The organism is Pseudomonas khorasanensis (assembly GCF_014268505.2).
GTDB lineage: Bacteria > Pseudomonadota > Gammaproteobacteria > Pseudomonadales > Pseudomonadaceae > Aquipseudomonas > Aquipseudomonas khorasanensis.
The window spans coordinates 83,385-98,912 of the sequence record NZ_JABWQP020000017.1 but is presented as its reverse complement, the minus strand read 5'-3'; the positions used below and the strand labels follow the sequence as shown (position 1 = coordinate 98,912).

13 protein-coding genes are annotated in these 15,528 nt (G+C 60.6%); 3 read left to right on the top strand and 10 right to left on the bottom strand.

Going from position 1 to position 15,528, the window contains the following annotated elements; all coding sequences use genetic code 11:
- From HU727_RS23990 to HU727_RS23975, 4 genes are all read right to left on the bottom strand, one after another.
- The coding region (locus tag HU727_RS23990) for a FecR domain-containing protein (RefSeq protein WP_217847144.1) at positions 1-948 on the bottom strand (948 nt) is incomplete at its 3' end.
- Complete coding sequence (locus HU727_RS23985) at positions 945-1,421, bottom strand: RNA polymerase sigma factor (RefSeq protein WP_189673840.1); 477 nt, start codon at positions 1,419-1,421, stop codon at positions 945-947. The genes HU727_RS23990 and HU727_RS23985, both read right to left, overlap by 4 nt.
- A gap of 163 nt (positions 1,422-1,584) precedes the next feature.
- On the bottom strand, positions 1,585-2,292 hold the full coding sequence (locus tag HU727_RS23980) for a 3'-5' exonuclease (RefSeq protein WP_186532944.1): 708 nt from the start codon (positions 2,290-2,292) through the stop codon (positions 1,585-1,587).
- Positions 2,289-4,229, bottom strand: coding sequence for a DUF294 nucleotidyltransferase-like domain-containing protein (locus HU727_RS23975; RefSeq protein ID WP_186532943.1), 1,941 nt, complete (start codon positions 4,227-4,229; stop codon positions 2,289-2,291). The genes HU727_RS23980 and HU727_RS23975 overlap by 4 nt, the downstream gene beginning before the upstream one ends.
- Before the next feature lie 248 nt (positions 4,230-4,477).
- Here HU727_RS23975 and HU727_RS23970 point away from each other — a divergent pair, with 248 nt between their 5' ends.
- A complete protein-coding gene (locus HU727_RS23970; RefSeq protein WP_186532942.1) occupies positions 4,478-4,924 on the top strand; it encodes a response regulator in 447 nt (148 codons plus the stop codon).
- Positions 4,925-5,145: 221 nt separating this feature from the next.
- Here the strand turns inward: HU727_RS23970 and HU727_RS23965 are convergent, their stop codons facing one another.
- The gene (locus tag HU727_RS23965; RefSeq protein ID WP_186532941.1) at positions 5,146-7,323 is read right to left on the bottom strand and encodes a malate synthase G; all 2,178 of its coding nucleotides are present in this window, start codon (positions 7,321-7,323) and stop codon (positions 5,146-5,148) included.
- A 542-nt stretch (positions 7,324-7,865) separates the two neighbouring features.
- Here HU727_RS23965 and HU727_RS23960 point away from each other — a divergent pair.
- Positions 7,866-8,384, top strand: a complete 519-nt coding sequence (locus tag HU727_RS23960) for a glycine cleavage system transcriptional repressor (protein WP_186532940.1) — start codon at positions 7,866-7,868, stop codon at positions 8,382-8,384.
- 223 nt (positions 8,385-8,607) lie between these two features.
- Here HU727_RS23960 and rarD read toward each other — a convergent pair whose 3' ends face one another.
- The 5 genes from rarD to HU727_RS23935 form a co-directional block, all read right to left on the bottom strand.
- Positions 8,608-9,495 carry an EamA family transporter RarD gene (gene rarD, locus HU727_RS23955; protein WP_186532939.1) on the bottom strand — a complete coding sequence of 296 codons (888 nt, stop codon included), beginning with the start codon at positions 9,493-9,495 and terminating at the stop codon, positions 8,608-8,610.
- 167 nt (positions 9,496-9,662) lie between these two features.
- Entirely contained in the window at positions 9,663-10,637 is a 975-nt protein-coding gene (locus tag HU727_RS23950; RefSeq protein ID WP_186532938.1) for a serine/threonine protein kinase, read from the bottom strand.
- Positions 10,638-10,801: 164 nt separating this feature from the next.
- Positions 10,802-12,703 (bottom strand): PhoX family protein, encoded by a 1,902-nt coding sequence (locus tag HU727_RS23945; protein WP_186532937.1) that lies wholly within the window; start codon positions 12,701-12,703, stop codon positions 10,802-10,804.
- A gap of 69 nt (positions 12,704-12,772) precedes the next feature.
- Positions 12,773-13,537: a TOBE domain-containing protein gene (locus HU727_RS23940; protein ID WP_186532936.1), complete on the bottom strand. Its 765-nt coding sequence runs from the start codon at positions 13,535-13,537 to the stop codon at positions 12,773-12,775.
- 101 nt (positions 13,538-13,638) lie between these two features.
- On the bottom strand, positions 13,639-14,373 hold the full coding sequence (locus tag HU727_RS23935; RefSeq protein ID WP_186532935.1) for a ComFC family protein: 735 nt from the start codon (positions 14,371-14,373) through the stop codon (positions 13,639-13,641).
- 90 nt (positions 14,374-14,463) lie between these two features.
- On the opposite strand from HU727_RS23935, the gene bioB reads away from it, so the two are divergent.
- The gene (gene bioB, locus HU727_RS23930) at positions 14,464-15,519 is read left to right on the top strand and encodes a biotin synthase BioB (RefSeq protein ID WP_186532934.1); all 1,056 of its coding nucleotides are present in this window, start codon (positions 14,464-14,466) and stop codon (positions 15,517-15,519) included.
- Positions 15,520-15,528: the final 9 nt, after the last annotated feature.

Genomic DNA, 15,528 nt, shown 5'->3' with positions numbered 1-15,528 from the left:
CACGGTGACCCAATACGCCGTATGCCGCTCGATCTGCACCGGTAGGGTCGGCAGCAATGCGCTCAGGGCTTTATCCGTGTCATGCAGCGGGAAACTCCCGGTAATGCGCAAGTCCGCCACCTCTGGCGCCACGCCCAGATGCCCACGACGGTAGCGCCCGAGTTCATGCACCAGATCGCCCAGCCGCGCGTTATCCACCACCAGCATGCCGCGCGTCCACGCGTCGGCGCCGGGGTTGAGCGCAATAATCGAGCCCAGCCCGTCGCGGCGCAGCAGCACTTGCTGGCCTTCGCGCAGAATCTGTTCAGCGGCATCTGCTTGCGAGTGTGCTGCTACCGCCGACTTCAGCACGCTCAGGCGTGTGCCTTCGTCTTCGCGCTTGACCAGAAACCGTGTGCCCAGGGCGCGCATGCTGCCTTCGCGGGTTTCGACGATAAACGGTCGCGCATCGCCATGGCCGGTCTCGACGAGTATTTCGCCTTCCTGCAAAACGATCAGGCGCTGCTTGTCATCGAACCGCACGTCCACGGCGCTGTGGGTGTTGAGGTTGAGTACGGTGCCGTCGGCCAGACGCACGGTGCGTTGTTCACCCGTTGCCGTGCGCTGATCGGCGAGCCAGTAGTCCAGCGGCAGATAACGCTCACTGACAAACAGGCCCAGGCCAACCACCATCACAACGCTGGCCAGACCACTGCCCAGTTTGCGCACGCGCCGGCGAATGCCCTCGCGTGATTGCAGCAACGCACTGCGCGCCGGACCCTTGGCAACGCTGAAACGCTGATCGAGCATGCCCAACTGGCGCCACGCCCGGGCATGTTCCTCGTGGGCGGCGTGCCATTTGGCGAACTCTTCGCGCTCAAGGGCGGTGCTGGAATCGAGCGTCAACTGCCAGGCAATTGCCGCATCCAGTACGTGCGCCGGCACCGGGCGCGAACTGACCGCACTCATGTCGGCTCGCCGTATAGCGCGATGTAACACTGGCGAATCCCCTGCGCCAGGTACTGCCGAACACGCGGCACCGAGACGCCCAGCTTGTCGGCGATTTCCGCATGGCTGAGGCCGTCGAGGCGGTTATAAAGGAAGGCTGCGCGGGCCTTTGTCGACAGTTTGCCAAGCAAGCGGTCGATGGCCTTCAGGTCGTCGAGGATCATTTGCTGTTCTTCCACCGAAGGTTGCTCACCTTCGGGGATGAGCATCAGTTCGGTGAGGTAGGCCTGTTCCAGCGCGGCGCGACGGAAGTAGTCAAACAGCAGACCTTTGGCGATCGCCACGAGAAAGGCCCGAGGCTCACGCGGGGTCAGCAACTCGTTGCGGTTGAGCAAGCGCACGAACGTGTCCTGGCTCAGATCCTCTGCACGCTGCGGACACGCCACATTGCGCCGCAGCCACGCCAGCAGCCAACCGCGATGGTCGCGATACATCGCACCGACGAGCTCACTGTGAGGGCTTGGGACTGACGACACCGGACATCACCGATTGGGAAAGATTAACTAACGCGAACTGTTCGCGATTCTGGCAGAGGTGGGAATGGTTAGCAATTGGCCACTGGTCAGGTGACAGGACGCAGCTCCTACAGGAGAAGGGCTAGAAAGAGTGAGTCTGTTGCCGCCGCTTCCACTGACTCAACCGCTGCTGCAGCTGCAACGCACTGTAAATCTGCTGCGCCCGCGCCCGGCTGAACAGGATCAACGCCAGTTCGGCCGTCGCCAGCGCATCGGCACTCGCGTTGTGCCGTTCGAACACTTCAAGCTTGAACCAGTCGATCCAGTCGTCCAGCCCGGCCTCGCGAATCTGGGCCTGTGGACACAGCAGCGGCGCGATATCCGCCACATCAAGAAACACATGCTGCAGCTTGTGCCCCAAATGCTCCTTCAACGCCCGCCCGAGCATGTGCTGATCGAACGGCGCATGAAACGCCAGCACCGGGCTGTCGCCGATAAACTCCATGAACTCCACCAGCGCTTCGGCCGGATCACTGCCTGCCGCGATCGCATTCGGCCCCAGCCCATGAATCAGCACGCTGGGACTGAGCTTCAATTCGCTGCATTGCAGCGTGCGCTCGAACTGCTGGCTGAAGTCGATGGCGCCGTCTTCGATCACCACGGCGCCGATCGACAACACGCGGTCCTTGCTGAGGTTGAGGCCGGTGGTTTCCAGGTCCAGCACCACCCAGCGTTGCTCGCGCAGCGTGCATTCGCTCAGCTCGGTGATCGCCGGCAATGTCGCCAGTCGCTGTTGAAAGGCTGCCGGCACCACCGGACTGGCCGGGCGCAGCCACGAAAACAGGCTCATAGCTGATACCGCAAGGTCAGGCTGCTTTGCAGGCGCTGCGCCTGGCGCAGTGATTCACGCAGGATGCGCCGGTCGAGATGATTGAGGCTGTCGGGATCGACGCGATTGGAATAGGGCAGATTCTCCCGGGTCTGGATCTGATGCTGTTGCATGCGCGTTTGCTGGATGAAGTGATACGCCTCTTCATACGCCGCGCCATCGAGTGGCTCGATGACTTCCTTATCGACCAGTTGGCGAAAGCGTTCGAGGGTATTGTTGGCGTCGATGCCGTTGGCCAGCGCCAGCAACCGTGCGCCATCGACAAAGGGTGTCAGGCCCTGGATTTTCAGGTCCAGCGTGGCCTTCTCGCCATTCTTGCGCGCCAGCACGAATTCACGGAAGCGCCCCACGGGCGGGCGATTGCGCAACGCATTTTCGGCCAGCATGCGCTGGAACAAACGGTTGTCGCCGACCTGATCGAGAATGCCCCGGCGCAATTGTTCGCAGCTGTGTTCGTCGCCCCAGACCACGCGCAGGTCGAAATAAATACTTGAGCCCAGCAGGTTCTCCGGCGTGGCTTCGCGAATGAACGCCGCAAAGCGCCGCGCCCATTCGGCCCGCGACAAACACAACTCGGGATTGCCGGCCATGATGTTGCCCTTGCACAGGGTGAAGCCGCACTGCGCCAGGCTCTGGTTGATCTGCTGGGCGATCGGCAGCAGTTTGCCGCGAATTTCCGCTGCATGTGCCGCATCACGGGCTTCGAACAGAATGCCGTTGTCCTGATCGGTGTGCAGCGTCTGTTCGCGCCGGCCTTCGCTGCCGAAACACAGCCAACTGAACGGCACGCCCGGATCGCCTTTTTCGGCGAGGGTCAGTTCGATCACCCGGCACACCGTGTGATCGTTGAGCAAGGTAATGATGTGGGTGATCTGCGTCGAGGAGGCGCCGTGGGCGAGCATGCGTTCGACCAATTGGCCGATTTCTCCGCGCAGCGTCACCAGTTGTTCAACCCGCTGCGCGCTGCGGATGGTCCGGGCCAGGTGCACCAGATCGACCCGTTGCAGGGAAAACAGATCGCGCTCGGAGACCACGCCGCACAAGCGTTGATCCTTGACCAGACAGACGTGAGCAATATGGCGCTCGGTCATGGCAATCGCCGCATCGAACGCACTGTGATCCGGCGACAGGTAAAACGGTGCGCGGGTCATGTGCTGTTCGATGGGGTCACCAAAATCGCCAACACCTTCGGCCACCACATGGCGCAGATCGCGCAGGGTGAAAATCCCCAGCGGCGCCTTGTGCTCATCCACCGCGACGATGCTGCCGACCTGTTGCTCGTGCATCAGCTTCACCGCTTCGCGCAGGGGCATATCCGGGCCGCAGCTCACCGGGTGCCGCATGGCCAGTTCACCGAGGCGGGTGTTCAGTGAGTATTGCGTGCCGAGGGTTTCCACGGCTTTTTGCTGCACTTGTTGATTCACCTGATCGAGCAGGCTGCTGACCCCGCGCAAGGCGAAGTCGCGGAAGGTGCTGGAAAGGGCGAACAGTTTGATGAACGCCAGTTTGTTCAGTTGCAGGCAGAAGGTGTCTTCGCCCGCCAGGTGTTCTGTGCGGGTTGCACGTTCGCCCAGCAACGCGGCGAGGGGAAAACATTCGCCTGTGGTGATTTCAAACGTGGTTTCGGTGCCGCCCCTGGCCGTGTGCGGACGTTCGCCCACGACGCGGCCCTGTTTGACGATATGAAAGTGTTCGACCGGGCCATCGGCGGGTTTGATGATGCTCTCGCCTTGAGCAAAAAAACGCAGCTGACATTGCTCCACCAGATAGGCGAGGTGGGCGTGTTCCATTTGATTGAAGGGCGGGAAGCGCTGAAGGAATTGCAGGGTGCCCTGAATGTTCTGCAAAACCGCGGTTTTCCCTGCCTGGGTGAAGGCGTCCGCTTTGCTCATAACCATTACCGCAGTCTTTTTCGAATTGTTGTTGTCGGATCTCTGCAGCCATGGTCGGCCCCGGCGGGCAGGGTGCCCATTGGACGTAAGTCTAGGTTTTGCCACCATTGGCCAATTTTCGGAAATACCCTACGCAAAACCTAGGAAAAGCTTGCCGTTGCCCCTTGGAAAAAAATCCGACGAAGTGCACATTGAAGCGCTGTCTGGCGATGTCTGACCACTTGCCAGGTGATTTTGAACATTTAGAGAGCGCCATGTCCGACCACGATATTTTGAGCGATGCCGAGCGTGAAGCGCTCAGCGCAGTCATGCTCGAACCCGATCTGCCGCCGCAGCGTGTCTTGATCGTCGATGACGACAAGGACGCCCGCGAGCTGTTGTCGGAAATTCTCGCCCTGGACGGAATTCGCTGCATGACCGCGGCCAGCGGCGAAACCGCGCTGAAAATGCTTGAGGAGAAACCTTCGATCGGGCTGGTGATCACCGATCTGCGCATGGGCAACGTCGATGGCCTGGACCTGATCCGACACGTGCGCGAGTCGGTAAGGGCGGCCATGCCGATCATCATTGTGTCCGGCGATGCCGACGTAAAAGACGCGATTGAGGCGATGCATTTGAGCGTGGTGGATTTTCTGCTCAAGCCGATTGATACGGTGAAGCTGCTTGGGCTGGTCAAACATGAGTTGGGCATAGAGCCCTAAGGCGAATTCCGCTGCTCAGAAGATGATCGTTCCCACGCTCTGCGTGGGAATGCATCAATGGACGCTCCGCGTCCGCTGTTGTGGGACGCGGAGCGTCCCGGGCTGCATTCCCACGCAGGAGCGTGGGAACGATCAACTCGGCCCTCCCGACGCCGAACACATAAACAAAAAAGGCCCGATCTCTCGATCAGGGCCTTTTTCATATCAACCATCAACGCACGTTACAGGCCATTGGCAGCCTTGAACTCGCGACGACGACGGTGCAGCACCGGCTCGGTGTAACCGTTCGGCTGTTTGGTGCCTTCGATCACCAGTTCGACCGCCGCCTGGAAGGCGATGTTGCTGTCGAAGTTCGGTGCCAGCGGGCGGTAGAGCGGGTCGTTGGCGTTCTGACGGTCAACCACCGGCGCCATGCGCTTGAGGCTTTCCATCACTTGCGCCTCGGTCACCACACCGTGGCGCAACCAGTTGGCGATGTGCTGGCTGGAAATACGCAGCGTCGCACGATCTTCCATCAGGCCGACGTCGTTGATGTCCGGCACTTTCGAACAACCGACGCCCTGATCGATCCAGCGCACCACGTAACCGAGAATGCCCTGGGCGTTGTTGTCCAGTTCGTTCTTGATCTGCTCTGGGGTCCAGTTCGGATTGACTGCCAGCGGGATGGTGAGGATATCGTCCACCGAGGCGCGAGCGCGTTTGGCCAGTTCGGCCTGACGGGCGAACACGTCGACCTTGTGGTAGTGCAGCGCGTGCAGCGCAGCGGCGGTCGGCGAAGGTACCCAGGCCGTGTTGGCGCCGGCCATCGGGTGAGCGATTTTCTGCTCAAGCATTGCGGCCATCAGATCCGGCATTGCCCACATGCCTTTACCGATTTGCGCACGGCCTTGCAGGCCGGTGCTCAGGCCGATATCGACGTTCCAGTTTTCGTAGGCGCCGATCCATTTTTCAGCCTTCATGTCGGCCTTGCGTACCACCGGGCCGGCTTCCATGGAGGTGTGGATTTCATCGCCGGTGCGGTCGAGGAAGCCGGTGTTGATGAACACCACGCGCTCGCTGGCAGCCTTGATGCAGGCCTTGAGGTTGACCGTGGTGCGGCGCTCCTCGTCCATGATCCCGACTTTCAGGGTATTGCGCGGCAAGCGCAGGACATCTTCGATGCGCCCGAACAGCTCGTTGGTGAACGCCGCTTCTTCCGGCCCGTGCATCTTCGGTTTGACGATATAGACCGAACCGGTGCGGGTGTTTTTGCGCGAGGTGTTGCCATTGAGGTTGTGCATCGCCGCCAGGCAAGTCACCAGACCGTCGAGGATGCCTTCCGGCACTTCGTTGCCTTGACTGTCGAGGATCGCGTCGATGGTCATCAGGTGGCCGACGTTACGCACGAACAGCAGCGAGCGGCCATGCAGCGTGACTTCGCCGCCATCCACCGTGGTGTAACTGCGATCCGGGTTCATGGTGCGAGTGAAGGTCTGGCCACCCTTGGCGACTTCTTCCGCCAGATCGCCTTTCATGAGGCCGAGCCAGTTACGGTAGATCACCACTTTGTCGTCAGCGTCGACGGCGGCCACGGAATCTTCGCAGTCCATGATGGTGGTCAGCGCTGCTTCCATCAGGATGTCTTTGACGCCGGCGGCATCGGTCTGACCGACAGGCGTGCTGGCGTCGATCTGGATTTCGAAATGCAGGCCGTTGTGCTTGAGCAGGATCGCAATCGGCGCGTTGGCGTCGCCCTGGAAGCCGATCAGTTGCGCGTCGTCGCGCAGGCCGGTGTTGCTGCCGCCCTTGAGGGAGACCAGCAGTTTGCCGTCAACGATCTTGTAGCCGGTCGAATCGACATGGGAACCGGCAGCCAGCGGCGCGGCTTCATCGAGGAACGCTCGGGCAAAAGCGATGACCTTGTCACCACGCACCTTGTTGTAGCCTTTGCCTTTCTCCGCGCCACCTTCTTCGCTGATCGCATCGGTGCCGTAAAGGGCGTCGTACAGCGAACCCCAGCGGGCGTTCGAGGCATTGAGAGCGAAGCGGGCGTTCATCACCGGCACCACCAGTTGCGGGCCAGCGGTACGGGCGACTTCATCATCGACGTTTTGCGTCGTTGCCTGGAAATCAGCCGCTTCTGGCAGCAGATAACCGATCTCTTGCAGGAAAGCTTTGTAGGCCACGGCGTCGTGCGCCTGGCCTGCATGCTGCTGATGCCAGGCATCGATGCGCGCCTGGAAATCATCGCGTTTGGCGAGTAGGGCTTTGTTCTTCGGTGCCAGGTCGTGAATGACCTTGTCGGCACCTTCCCAGAATTGTTCGGCGGTGAGGCCGGTACCGGGAATGGCTTCGTTGTTCACGAAGTCGAACAGGACTTTGGCGACCTGCAGGCCACCGACTTGAACGTGTTCAGTCATTGCTTGCCTCACTCTGCTCAGCTATTTCGCTTTTCAGCTCGTCAATTTAACAATGAAGCCTGTGGCCCATTTAAACCACAAACCTGCCGACCAGTACATGCCATCGCTGGCGGCTGGGCTAGGACCAATCAACGGCTTGAGGGCCTTGCTGACGGGGCTTTCAGGATTGCGGAGGGCCTTGGGCAGACATCGATCCAGCGTTATGTAGTGCGTGCTGCGGCATACTACATGATGAGTTGCGCTTGTGAAAATCAGACCAATTACGTCGTTCTGCGACCTCATGACGCATTGCGGTCACGTCGCGGAACAGGATGTTCTCAAAAAAGCATTGGATTGTTCCAGCTAAATATCGAAAGTTGTACACGATTTGTTTTTCTAACATTCCGTTGGTGCGACTATTCGCGAGCAGGCTCGCTCCCACAGGGATTGCATTTCAAATGTGGGAGCGAGCCTGTTCGCGAAAGCGCCAGCCCATCCGACACAAAACAAGCCCTTGCCTATACTTGCCCTTCGATAACAAAAGTCATGAAGAGGGCAGCGCCATGGACCATCTGGTAATCACCGTTTTCGCTCCGGACAAACCGGGGCAGGTCGAGCGGATCGCCCAGTGCATTGCCGAGCATGGCGGCAACTGGCTGGAAAGCCGCATGTCGCGGATGGCGGGGCAGTTCGCCGGGATTCTGCGGGTCGGCGTACCGGCGGAGGCTTACGATGAACTGGTCAAAGGCCTGCACGCCCTGTCGGCTCACGATATCCGCGTGTTGATTGCCGAAAGCGGCATCGAAGAGTCGTGCACCTGGAAGCCGATCGCCATGGAACTGGTCGGTAATGACCGGCCCGGCATCGTGCGTGACATCACAGGGCTGTTGAGCGAACAGGGCGTCAACCTCGAACGACTGGTGACCGAAGTGCGACCGGCGCCCATGAGCAGCGATCCGCTGTTCCATGCCGAGGCGATTCTGGCGGTGCCGCTTACGCTGTCGCTGGATGTGTTGCAGGCGCGCCTTGAAACCCTGGCCGATGACTTGATGGTCGAGTTGGTGCTACGCACGGAGGTTTAAGCGCTGACAGGGTTATTCAGGTTAAACGTGCACCTGCCTGTGGATAACCTGTAGAGACAGAGCGCCACGCCACGTCCGCCGTGGCTTTGCTGCAGTTGATCAAAAAACCGCCAACATTCAGTGACTTGCGCACAATCGGCGGGGATCACGCTGTGGATAACCTTGGGAAGGAACGTTGCAGGCCACGGGAATCATGGCCTGCAAAGCTTTGAACGTTTTTTGATCAGTTGCGCCGGCGCAGACTTATCCACGCATCGACGCTGTAAACGGCCAGGCCGGCCCAGATAAACATGAAAGCGACGAGGGTACTGGACGACAGATGCTCGCCAAACAGCAGCACTGCCTGCAGCAATACCAGCGTCGGCGCGATGTATTGCAGGAAGCCGATGGTGGTGTAGGGCAGATGCCGGGTAGCGGCGTTGAAACACACCAGCGGCACCAGCGTCACCGGGCCGGCAGCCACCAGCCACCAGGCTTGGGAGGTGGTCCAGAATTCGGGCTGAACGCTGGTCGCGGTCTGGTTGAACAGCAACCAGGCGATGGCAATCGGTACCAGCATCCAGGTTTCCACCACCAGGCCCGGCAACGCCTTGACCGGTGCCTGCTTGCGGATCAGTCCGTAGAAACCAAACGTCAATGCCAGGACCAGCGACACCCAGGGCAGGCTGCCGACCTGCCATACCTGTTGCGCCACGCCCACAGCAGCCAGGCCGACCGCCACCCACTGCATTCTTCGCAGACGCTCACCGAGAATCACCATGCCCAACAGCACATTGACCAGCGGGTTGATGTAATAACCCAGGCTCGCCTCGAGCATCCGCCCGTTGTTCACCGACCAGACGTAGGTCAGCCAGTTGGCGGCGATCAGCGTGCCGCTGAGTGCGAGGATCGCCAGGCGCTTGGGGTTGTCGAGCAATTCACGCAGCCAGCCCGGGTGTTTCCACACCATGAGCAACAGCGCACCGAACAGCGCCGACCACAGCACGCGATGAATGATGATCTCGACGGCGGGGACTTCGGCGATGGCTTTGAAATAGATCGGGAACAGGCCCCAGATGATGTAGGCGCTCAGGCCCAGAATGTACCCGCGACGCGGGTTGGCGGCTTGCATGCAGAATCCTTGCTCAGGCAGCTGACAAAAGAGGGATTGTAAGGAGGTCGTATAGATGTGTCGTGTCAGAAAGCAAAAAGATCGCAGCCTTCGCCAGCGCCTACAGGAGAAATGTATTCCAGGGTAGGAGCTGCCGAAGGCTGCGATCTTTTGATTTTGGATCTTGATCAGAAAAGTTTCAGCGGCTCTTCGTTGAGCGCGGCCAATTGTTCTCGCAATGCCAACACCTGATCGCCCCAGTAGCGTTCCGTACCGAACCACGGAAAGCTGTGCGGGAACGCCGGGTCATCCCAGCGCCGTGCCAGCCAGGCGCTGTAGTGCATCAGGCGCAGCGCGCGCAGCGGTTCGATCAGCGCCAGCTCGCGGGGATCGAAATCATGGAATTCGTTATAGCCGTCCATTAACTCCGACAGCTGCCCCGTACATTCCTGGCGGTCACCGGCCAGCATCATCCAGATGTCCTGCACCGCCGGGCCCATGCGGCAGTCGTCAAGGTCGACGATGTGGAACATCTCGTCACGGCACATCATGTTGCCCGGGTGGCAATCACCGTGCATGCGAATGTTCTGGTGCGGCGTGGCGGCGTAGACGTCTTCGACGCGTTTGAGCAGGTCGCGGGCAACCGACTCGTAGGCCGGCAGCAAGCTCTTGGGAATGAAGTTACCGTCGAGCAGGGTGTTCAGCGAGGCGTGGCCGAAGTTCTGCACGGCGAGGGCTTCGCGGTGCTCGAAGGGCTTGGTGCCGCCCACCGCATGCATGCGCCCAAGCAATTGGCCGAGGCGATAGAGCTGGTCGAGATTGCCCGGCTCCGGCGCGCGGCCACCACGGCGCGGAAACAGGGTGAAGCGGAAACCGGCGTGCTCGTGCAGGGTTTCGCCGTTGTGGATCAGCGGCGCCACTACCGGGATGTCGATGTCGGCCAGTTCGAAGGTGAATTGGTGCTCTTCGAGGATGGCTTCGTTGGTCCAGCGCTGCGGGCGATAGAACTTGGCGATCAGCGGTTCGCAGTCTTCGATGCCAACCTGATAGACGCGGTTTTCGTAGCTGTTGAGCGCCAGGATGCGCGCATCGCTGAGAAAACCGATGCTCTCGACGGCATCAAGGACAAGATCGGGGGTGAGGGTTTCAAACGGGTGGGCCATGCTGACTCCTGCGCGCAGCAGGCTGCTGCGTCCGGCTCGGCATGGTAGCGCAGATGGCGGCGCGAAGGGTGTTGGTGTCTGCCCGGGCCTCTTCGCGAGCAGGCTCGCTCCCACCTTGGAATGCTATTCCCTGTGGGAGCGAGCCTGCTCGCGAAAGCGGCTTATCAGGCGCCGACGACCCCGCCATCCTCTCGAGTAATCGCCATCACCGACGAACGCGGTTTACCGTTCGGCAGATGTTCGGGGAAGGTCGAGCCGCCGTTCTCGCCCGGATGCTGAATCCCCACAAACAGGGTTTTCTGGTCCGGCGAGAAACTGATCCCCGTCACTTCACAACCCACCGGCCCGACCATGAAACGGCGGATCTCGCCAGTCTTGGGATCGGCGCAGAGCATCTGGTTATTGCCCATCCCGGCGAAGTCGCCGGCGTTGCTCGAGTCGCCGTCGGTGAGAATCCACAAGCGCCCCGCATCATCGAAGCCCAGCCCGTCGGGGCTGTTGAACATGTTCTGCGGCGTGATGTTCGACGAGCCCGCTTTCGGCGTGCCGGCATGCACGCCCGGGTTGCCCGCCACGACAAACAGATCCCAGGCGAAGGTGGTCGCGCCATGATCGTCACGGCCGGTGCGCCAACGCAGAATCTGCCCGTACACGTTCTTCTCGCGCGGGTTCGGCCCGCCCACCGGTTGCCCGTCTTCGCCGCGCTTGGCGTTGTTGGTCAGCGTGCAATAAACCTGACCATCCTTGGGGCTGACCACGATCCATTCCGGGCGATCCATGCGCGTCGCGCCGACCACGCTGGCAGCGAGGCGTGCATGGATCAGCACTTCGGCCTGATCGGCGAAACCGCTGCTGGCGTCGATGCCGTTCTTGCCATGGGTCAGCTCGATCCACTGGCCCTGACCTTTCGGATGATCGGGGTTGCCGTCACCGGCATCGAACCTGGCCACGTACAAGGTGCCGTGGTCGAGGATGTTGCGGTTGGCTTTCTGATTGCGGTGATTGATGCGATCGCGGCTGACGAATTTGTAGATGAACTCGCCACGCTCGTCGTCGCCCATGTACACCACGGCGCGACCGTCATCGGTCTCGGCCAGTGCAGCATTTTCATGTTTGAAGCGGCCCAGCGCGGTGCGTTTGACCGGGGTCGATTGCGGATCGAACGGATCGATCTCGACCACCCAGCCATGACGGTTGAGCTCGTTGGGGTTTTTCGCAAGGTCGAAGCGCGGGTCGTGCGGGTGCCAGTTGATGTCTTTGCTGGCGGCCACCACACCGTAGCGTTTCTGCGCCGCGTCGAACGCTTGCTGCGCATTGCTGCTGCCGAAGCAGTCGGTGAAGTTCTCTTCGCACGTCAGATAAGTGCCCCACGGCGTCTTGCCGTTGGCGCAGTTCTGGAAGGTGCCGAGGACTTTCTTGCCGTGCTTGTCGGCGGCGGTTTTCATCAAGTCGTGACCGGCAGCCGGGCCACCGATTCGCAGCGGCGAGTTACCGTGGATGCGGCGGTTGTAGCGCGAGCCCTGAACGAACTGCCACTGGCCGTTCTTGCGCTTCACTTCGATCACCGACACGCCTTCGCAGGCCAGTGCCTTGCGCACGTCTTCGGCCGACTGCGGCATGCCGCCGTGCGGATACAGGTAGCGGTAATTGGTGTACTCGTTGTTGATCGCCATCAACGCGCGGTTTTTGTCGTCCGGGAAGGCGAACAGGCTCATGCCGTCGTTGTTGTCGCCAAACTGCACTTCCTGTGCGGCGGCGGTGCCATTACCGCTCGGGTCGAAGGCCGGGCCGTTCTTGTTCAGGGGCTGGCCCCAACTGATCAGCACCGAAGACTTGTAGCCCTTGGGCAGACTGATGGCGTCGGTGGTTGCGGCCGGGATGCTCTCGAAACCGAGCAGACGGCTGTTGCCGGCGCTGACGCTGGCGGCCATGACGCTGCGGCTCAAAAGGTTGCCGCCGAGGAACATCGCCGCGCCGCACAACGCGCCGGCGCTGATGAATCCGCGACGACTGAGGCCGACCATTTTTTCCAGGTCAGTGGATTGGTTTTCTTCTAATAGGCTCATTTCAGGCTCCCTGCAGGTTATGGCCAACACCTTAATGCGGGTCGATGACGCTTTTGTTGCAGGGCTGGATCAGAGCGGTGTGCCGATCAGCACGTTGGACGGCGAGCACTGCACCTTGACCGTTTGACCGACGGCCAGGCCGTGGCCGCGCAAGTGCAGCGGTTCAGCCAGGGCGCAAAGGGTAGGACCGTTGGGAAGGGAAATCCGCACTTCGCTGGGGCCGTCCTCGGCATCGAGGATCGCTTCAAGGGTGCCACGCAAGACGTTGTGTCCGGGCGTTGCCGATTGATCATGGCCCAGCAGTTCAAGCCAGCCGGCCTTGATCAATGCCACCACTTCGGTGCCCGTCTGCAATTGCAGATGCAGGGTGCTGTCGTGGGTGATCTGTGCGTCAAGGCCGATCCCTTCAGCCAGTTCGAGGCGGATCAGATCGTTGCGGCCTTGCGCCTGAATCGCCACGACGGTGCCATGCAACTGATTGCGCGCACTGGTCCTGAGCATCAGCCGTCCGAGCAGGTCGAGGTCACTGGCGTCCTCCGCCGCTTCCAGCACCTGCGCCTGCAACACCTGCAATTTTTGATACAGACGCAAAACGCGTTGGCCTTCGCTGGACAACCGGGCACCGCCACCACCCTTGCCGCCTACCGCGCGTTCGACCAAGGGTTTGTGCGCCAGGTTGTTCAGCTCATCGATGGCGTCCCACGCCGCTTTGTAACTCAGCCCCGCACTTTTCGCCGCACGGGTGATCGAGCCCTGTTCGGCGATGTGCTGCAACAGGGCAATGCGCTGCGGACGGCGAACGATGTGTTGAGAGAGCAGGGGCGGCATGGACATATCAGGGCGCTTCTGTCGGAACGGTTAATTGGACGTTGGTCGCCTGCAACGCCAGAGTCAAGCCGAACACGGTCCTGGGTAGGAAGGGTTATGTCTCGTCTTCAGGTACCGGGTTTCGGCGTGCGGGCCAGGCAATAGACATCAACCCTCGCCGCGCCTGCGTTCATCAACAACCGCGCCAGTGCCTGAGCCGTCGCTCCGGTGGTCAGCACATCATCCACCAACGCTATGTGCCGCCCCTTCACATCTGCGCCAGACGCCAGCGTGAACGCGTTGCGCAAATTGCGCTTGCGCGCCTTGGCATCAAGATCCTGCTGGGCATCGGTGTCCATGATCCGCCGCAAGATCTGCTCTTCACAGGGCAAACCCAGCGAAACACTCAACCAACGCGCCAACATTGCCGCCTGATTAAAACCCCGCTGCCGCAGACGTTTGTTCGCCAGCGGCACCGGCAACAACGCAGTGGGTCGTGGCAAATCTTCTTCGAAGCGATGCTGCAGGTATTGGCCGAGAACGTCGGCGAGCAGGTGGCCAAACGGCCATTTCGCGTTGTGTTTAAACCGTGTGATCAGGCTGTCGACCGGGAAGCCATACACCCAAGGGGCGACGACCTGTTCAAACGCTGGCGGCTCCAACAGGCACTCGCCGCAGGTCATGCCTGCTGCAGTTAATGGCAAGGCGCACGTCTGGCAATGGCTGCCGAGCCAGGGCAGCTCGGTTTCGCAGGCCACGCACATTGGCATTTCCGCTTCTGCAGGCTCGTCGCACAGCAAGCATGTCTGTATGTTTTTTAAACAGATGTAAACCTGTCCTTTGTATTGTGGTTGACAGCGCATGGCTCTTCCTTAAATATGCCGAACATCCGTGTGGCGCCTGTGGGTATTCCGTTTCCCCGGCGCCAGCCAAGCATAACCAAGGAATTGCCCATGAGCGCGAGCACCACTGCCACCCTGCGTCACGATTGGTCCCTGGCCGAAGTCAAAGCACTCTTCGTACAGCCATTCAACGACTTGCTGTTCCAGGCGCAAACGGTGCACCGCGCACATTTCAACGCCAACCGCGTGCAAGTCTCGACGCTGTTGTCGATCAAGACGGGTGCCTGCCCGGAAGACTGCAAGTACTGCCCGCAGTCCGGTCACTACAACACCGGGCTGGAAAAAGAAAAGCTGATGGAAGTGCAGAAGGTCCTCGAAGAAGCGGCCCGCGCCAAAGCCATCGGTTCCACCCGTTTCTGCATGGGCGCGGCGTGGAAACATCCATCGGCCAAAGACATGCCGTACGTGCTGAAGATGGTGGAAGGGGTGAAAGCCCTGGGCCTGGAAACCTGCATGACCCTCGGTCGTCTCGATCAGGAACAGACCGAAGCGCTGGCCAGGGCCGGCCTCGATTACTACAACCACAACCTCGATACCTCACCGGAGTTTTACGGCAGCATCATTACGACGCGGACTTACAGCGAGCGCCTGCAGACCCTGGCGTATGTGCGTGAGTCGGGCATGAAAATCTGCTCCGGCGGCATTCTCGGCATGGGCGAATCGCTGGATGACCGCGCCAACCTGCTGATCCAGTTGGCCAACCTGCCCGAGCATCCGGAGTCGGTGCCAATCAACATGCTGGTGAAAGTCGCCGGCACGCCGCTGGAAAATGCCGAAGACATCGATCCGTTCGACTTCATCCGCATGCTCGCCGTGGCGCGCATTCTCATGCCGCAATCCCACGTGCGCCTGTCCGCCGGCCGTGAAGCGATGAACGAGCAGATGCAGGCCCTGGCATTTTTCGCCGGAGCCAACTCGATTTTCTACGGCGACAAGCTGCTGACCACCGCCAACCCGCAGGCGGACAAGGACATGCAATTGTTCGCGCGCCTGGGTATCCAGCCGGAAGCCCGCGAAGAACATGCGGATGAAGTGCATCAGACGGCGATTGAACAGGCGCTGGTGGAGCAGAAGAGTAGCGAGCAGTTCTATAACGCTGCTGTTTAAAACAGCGCG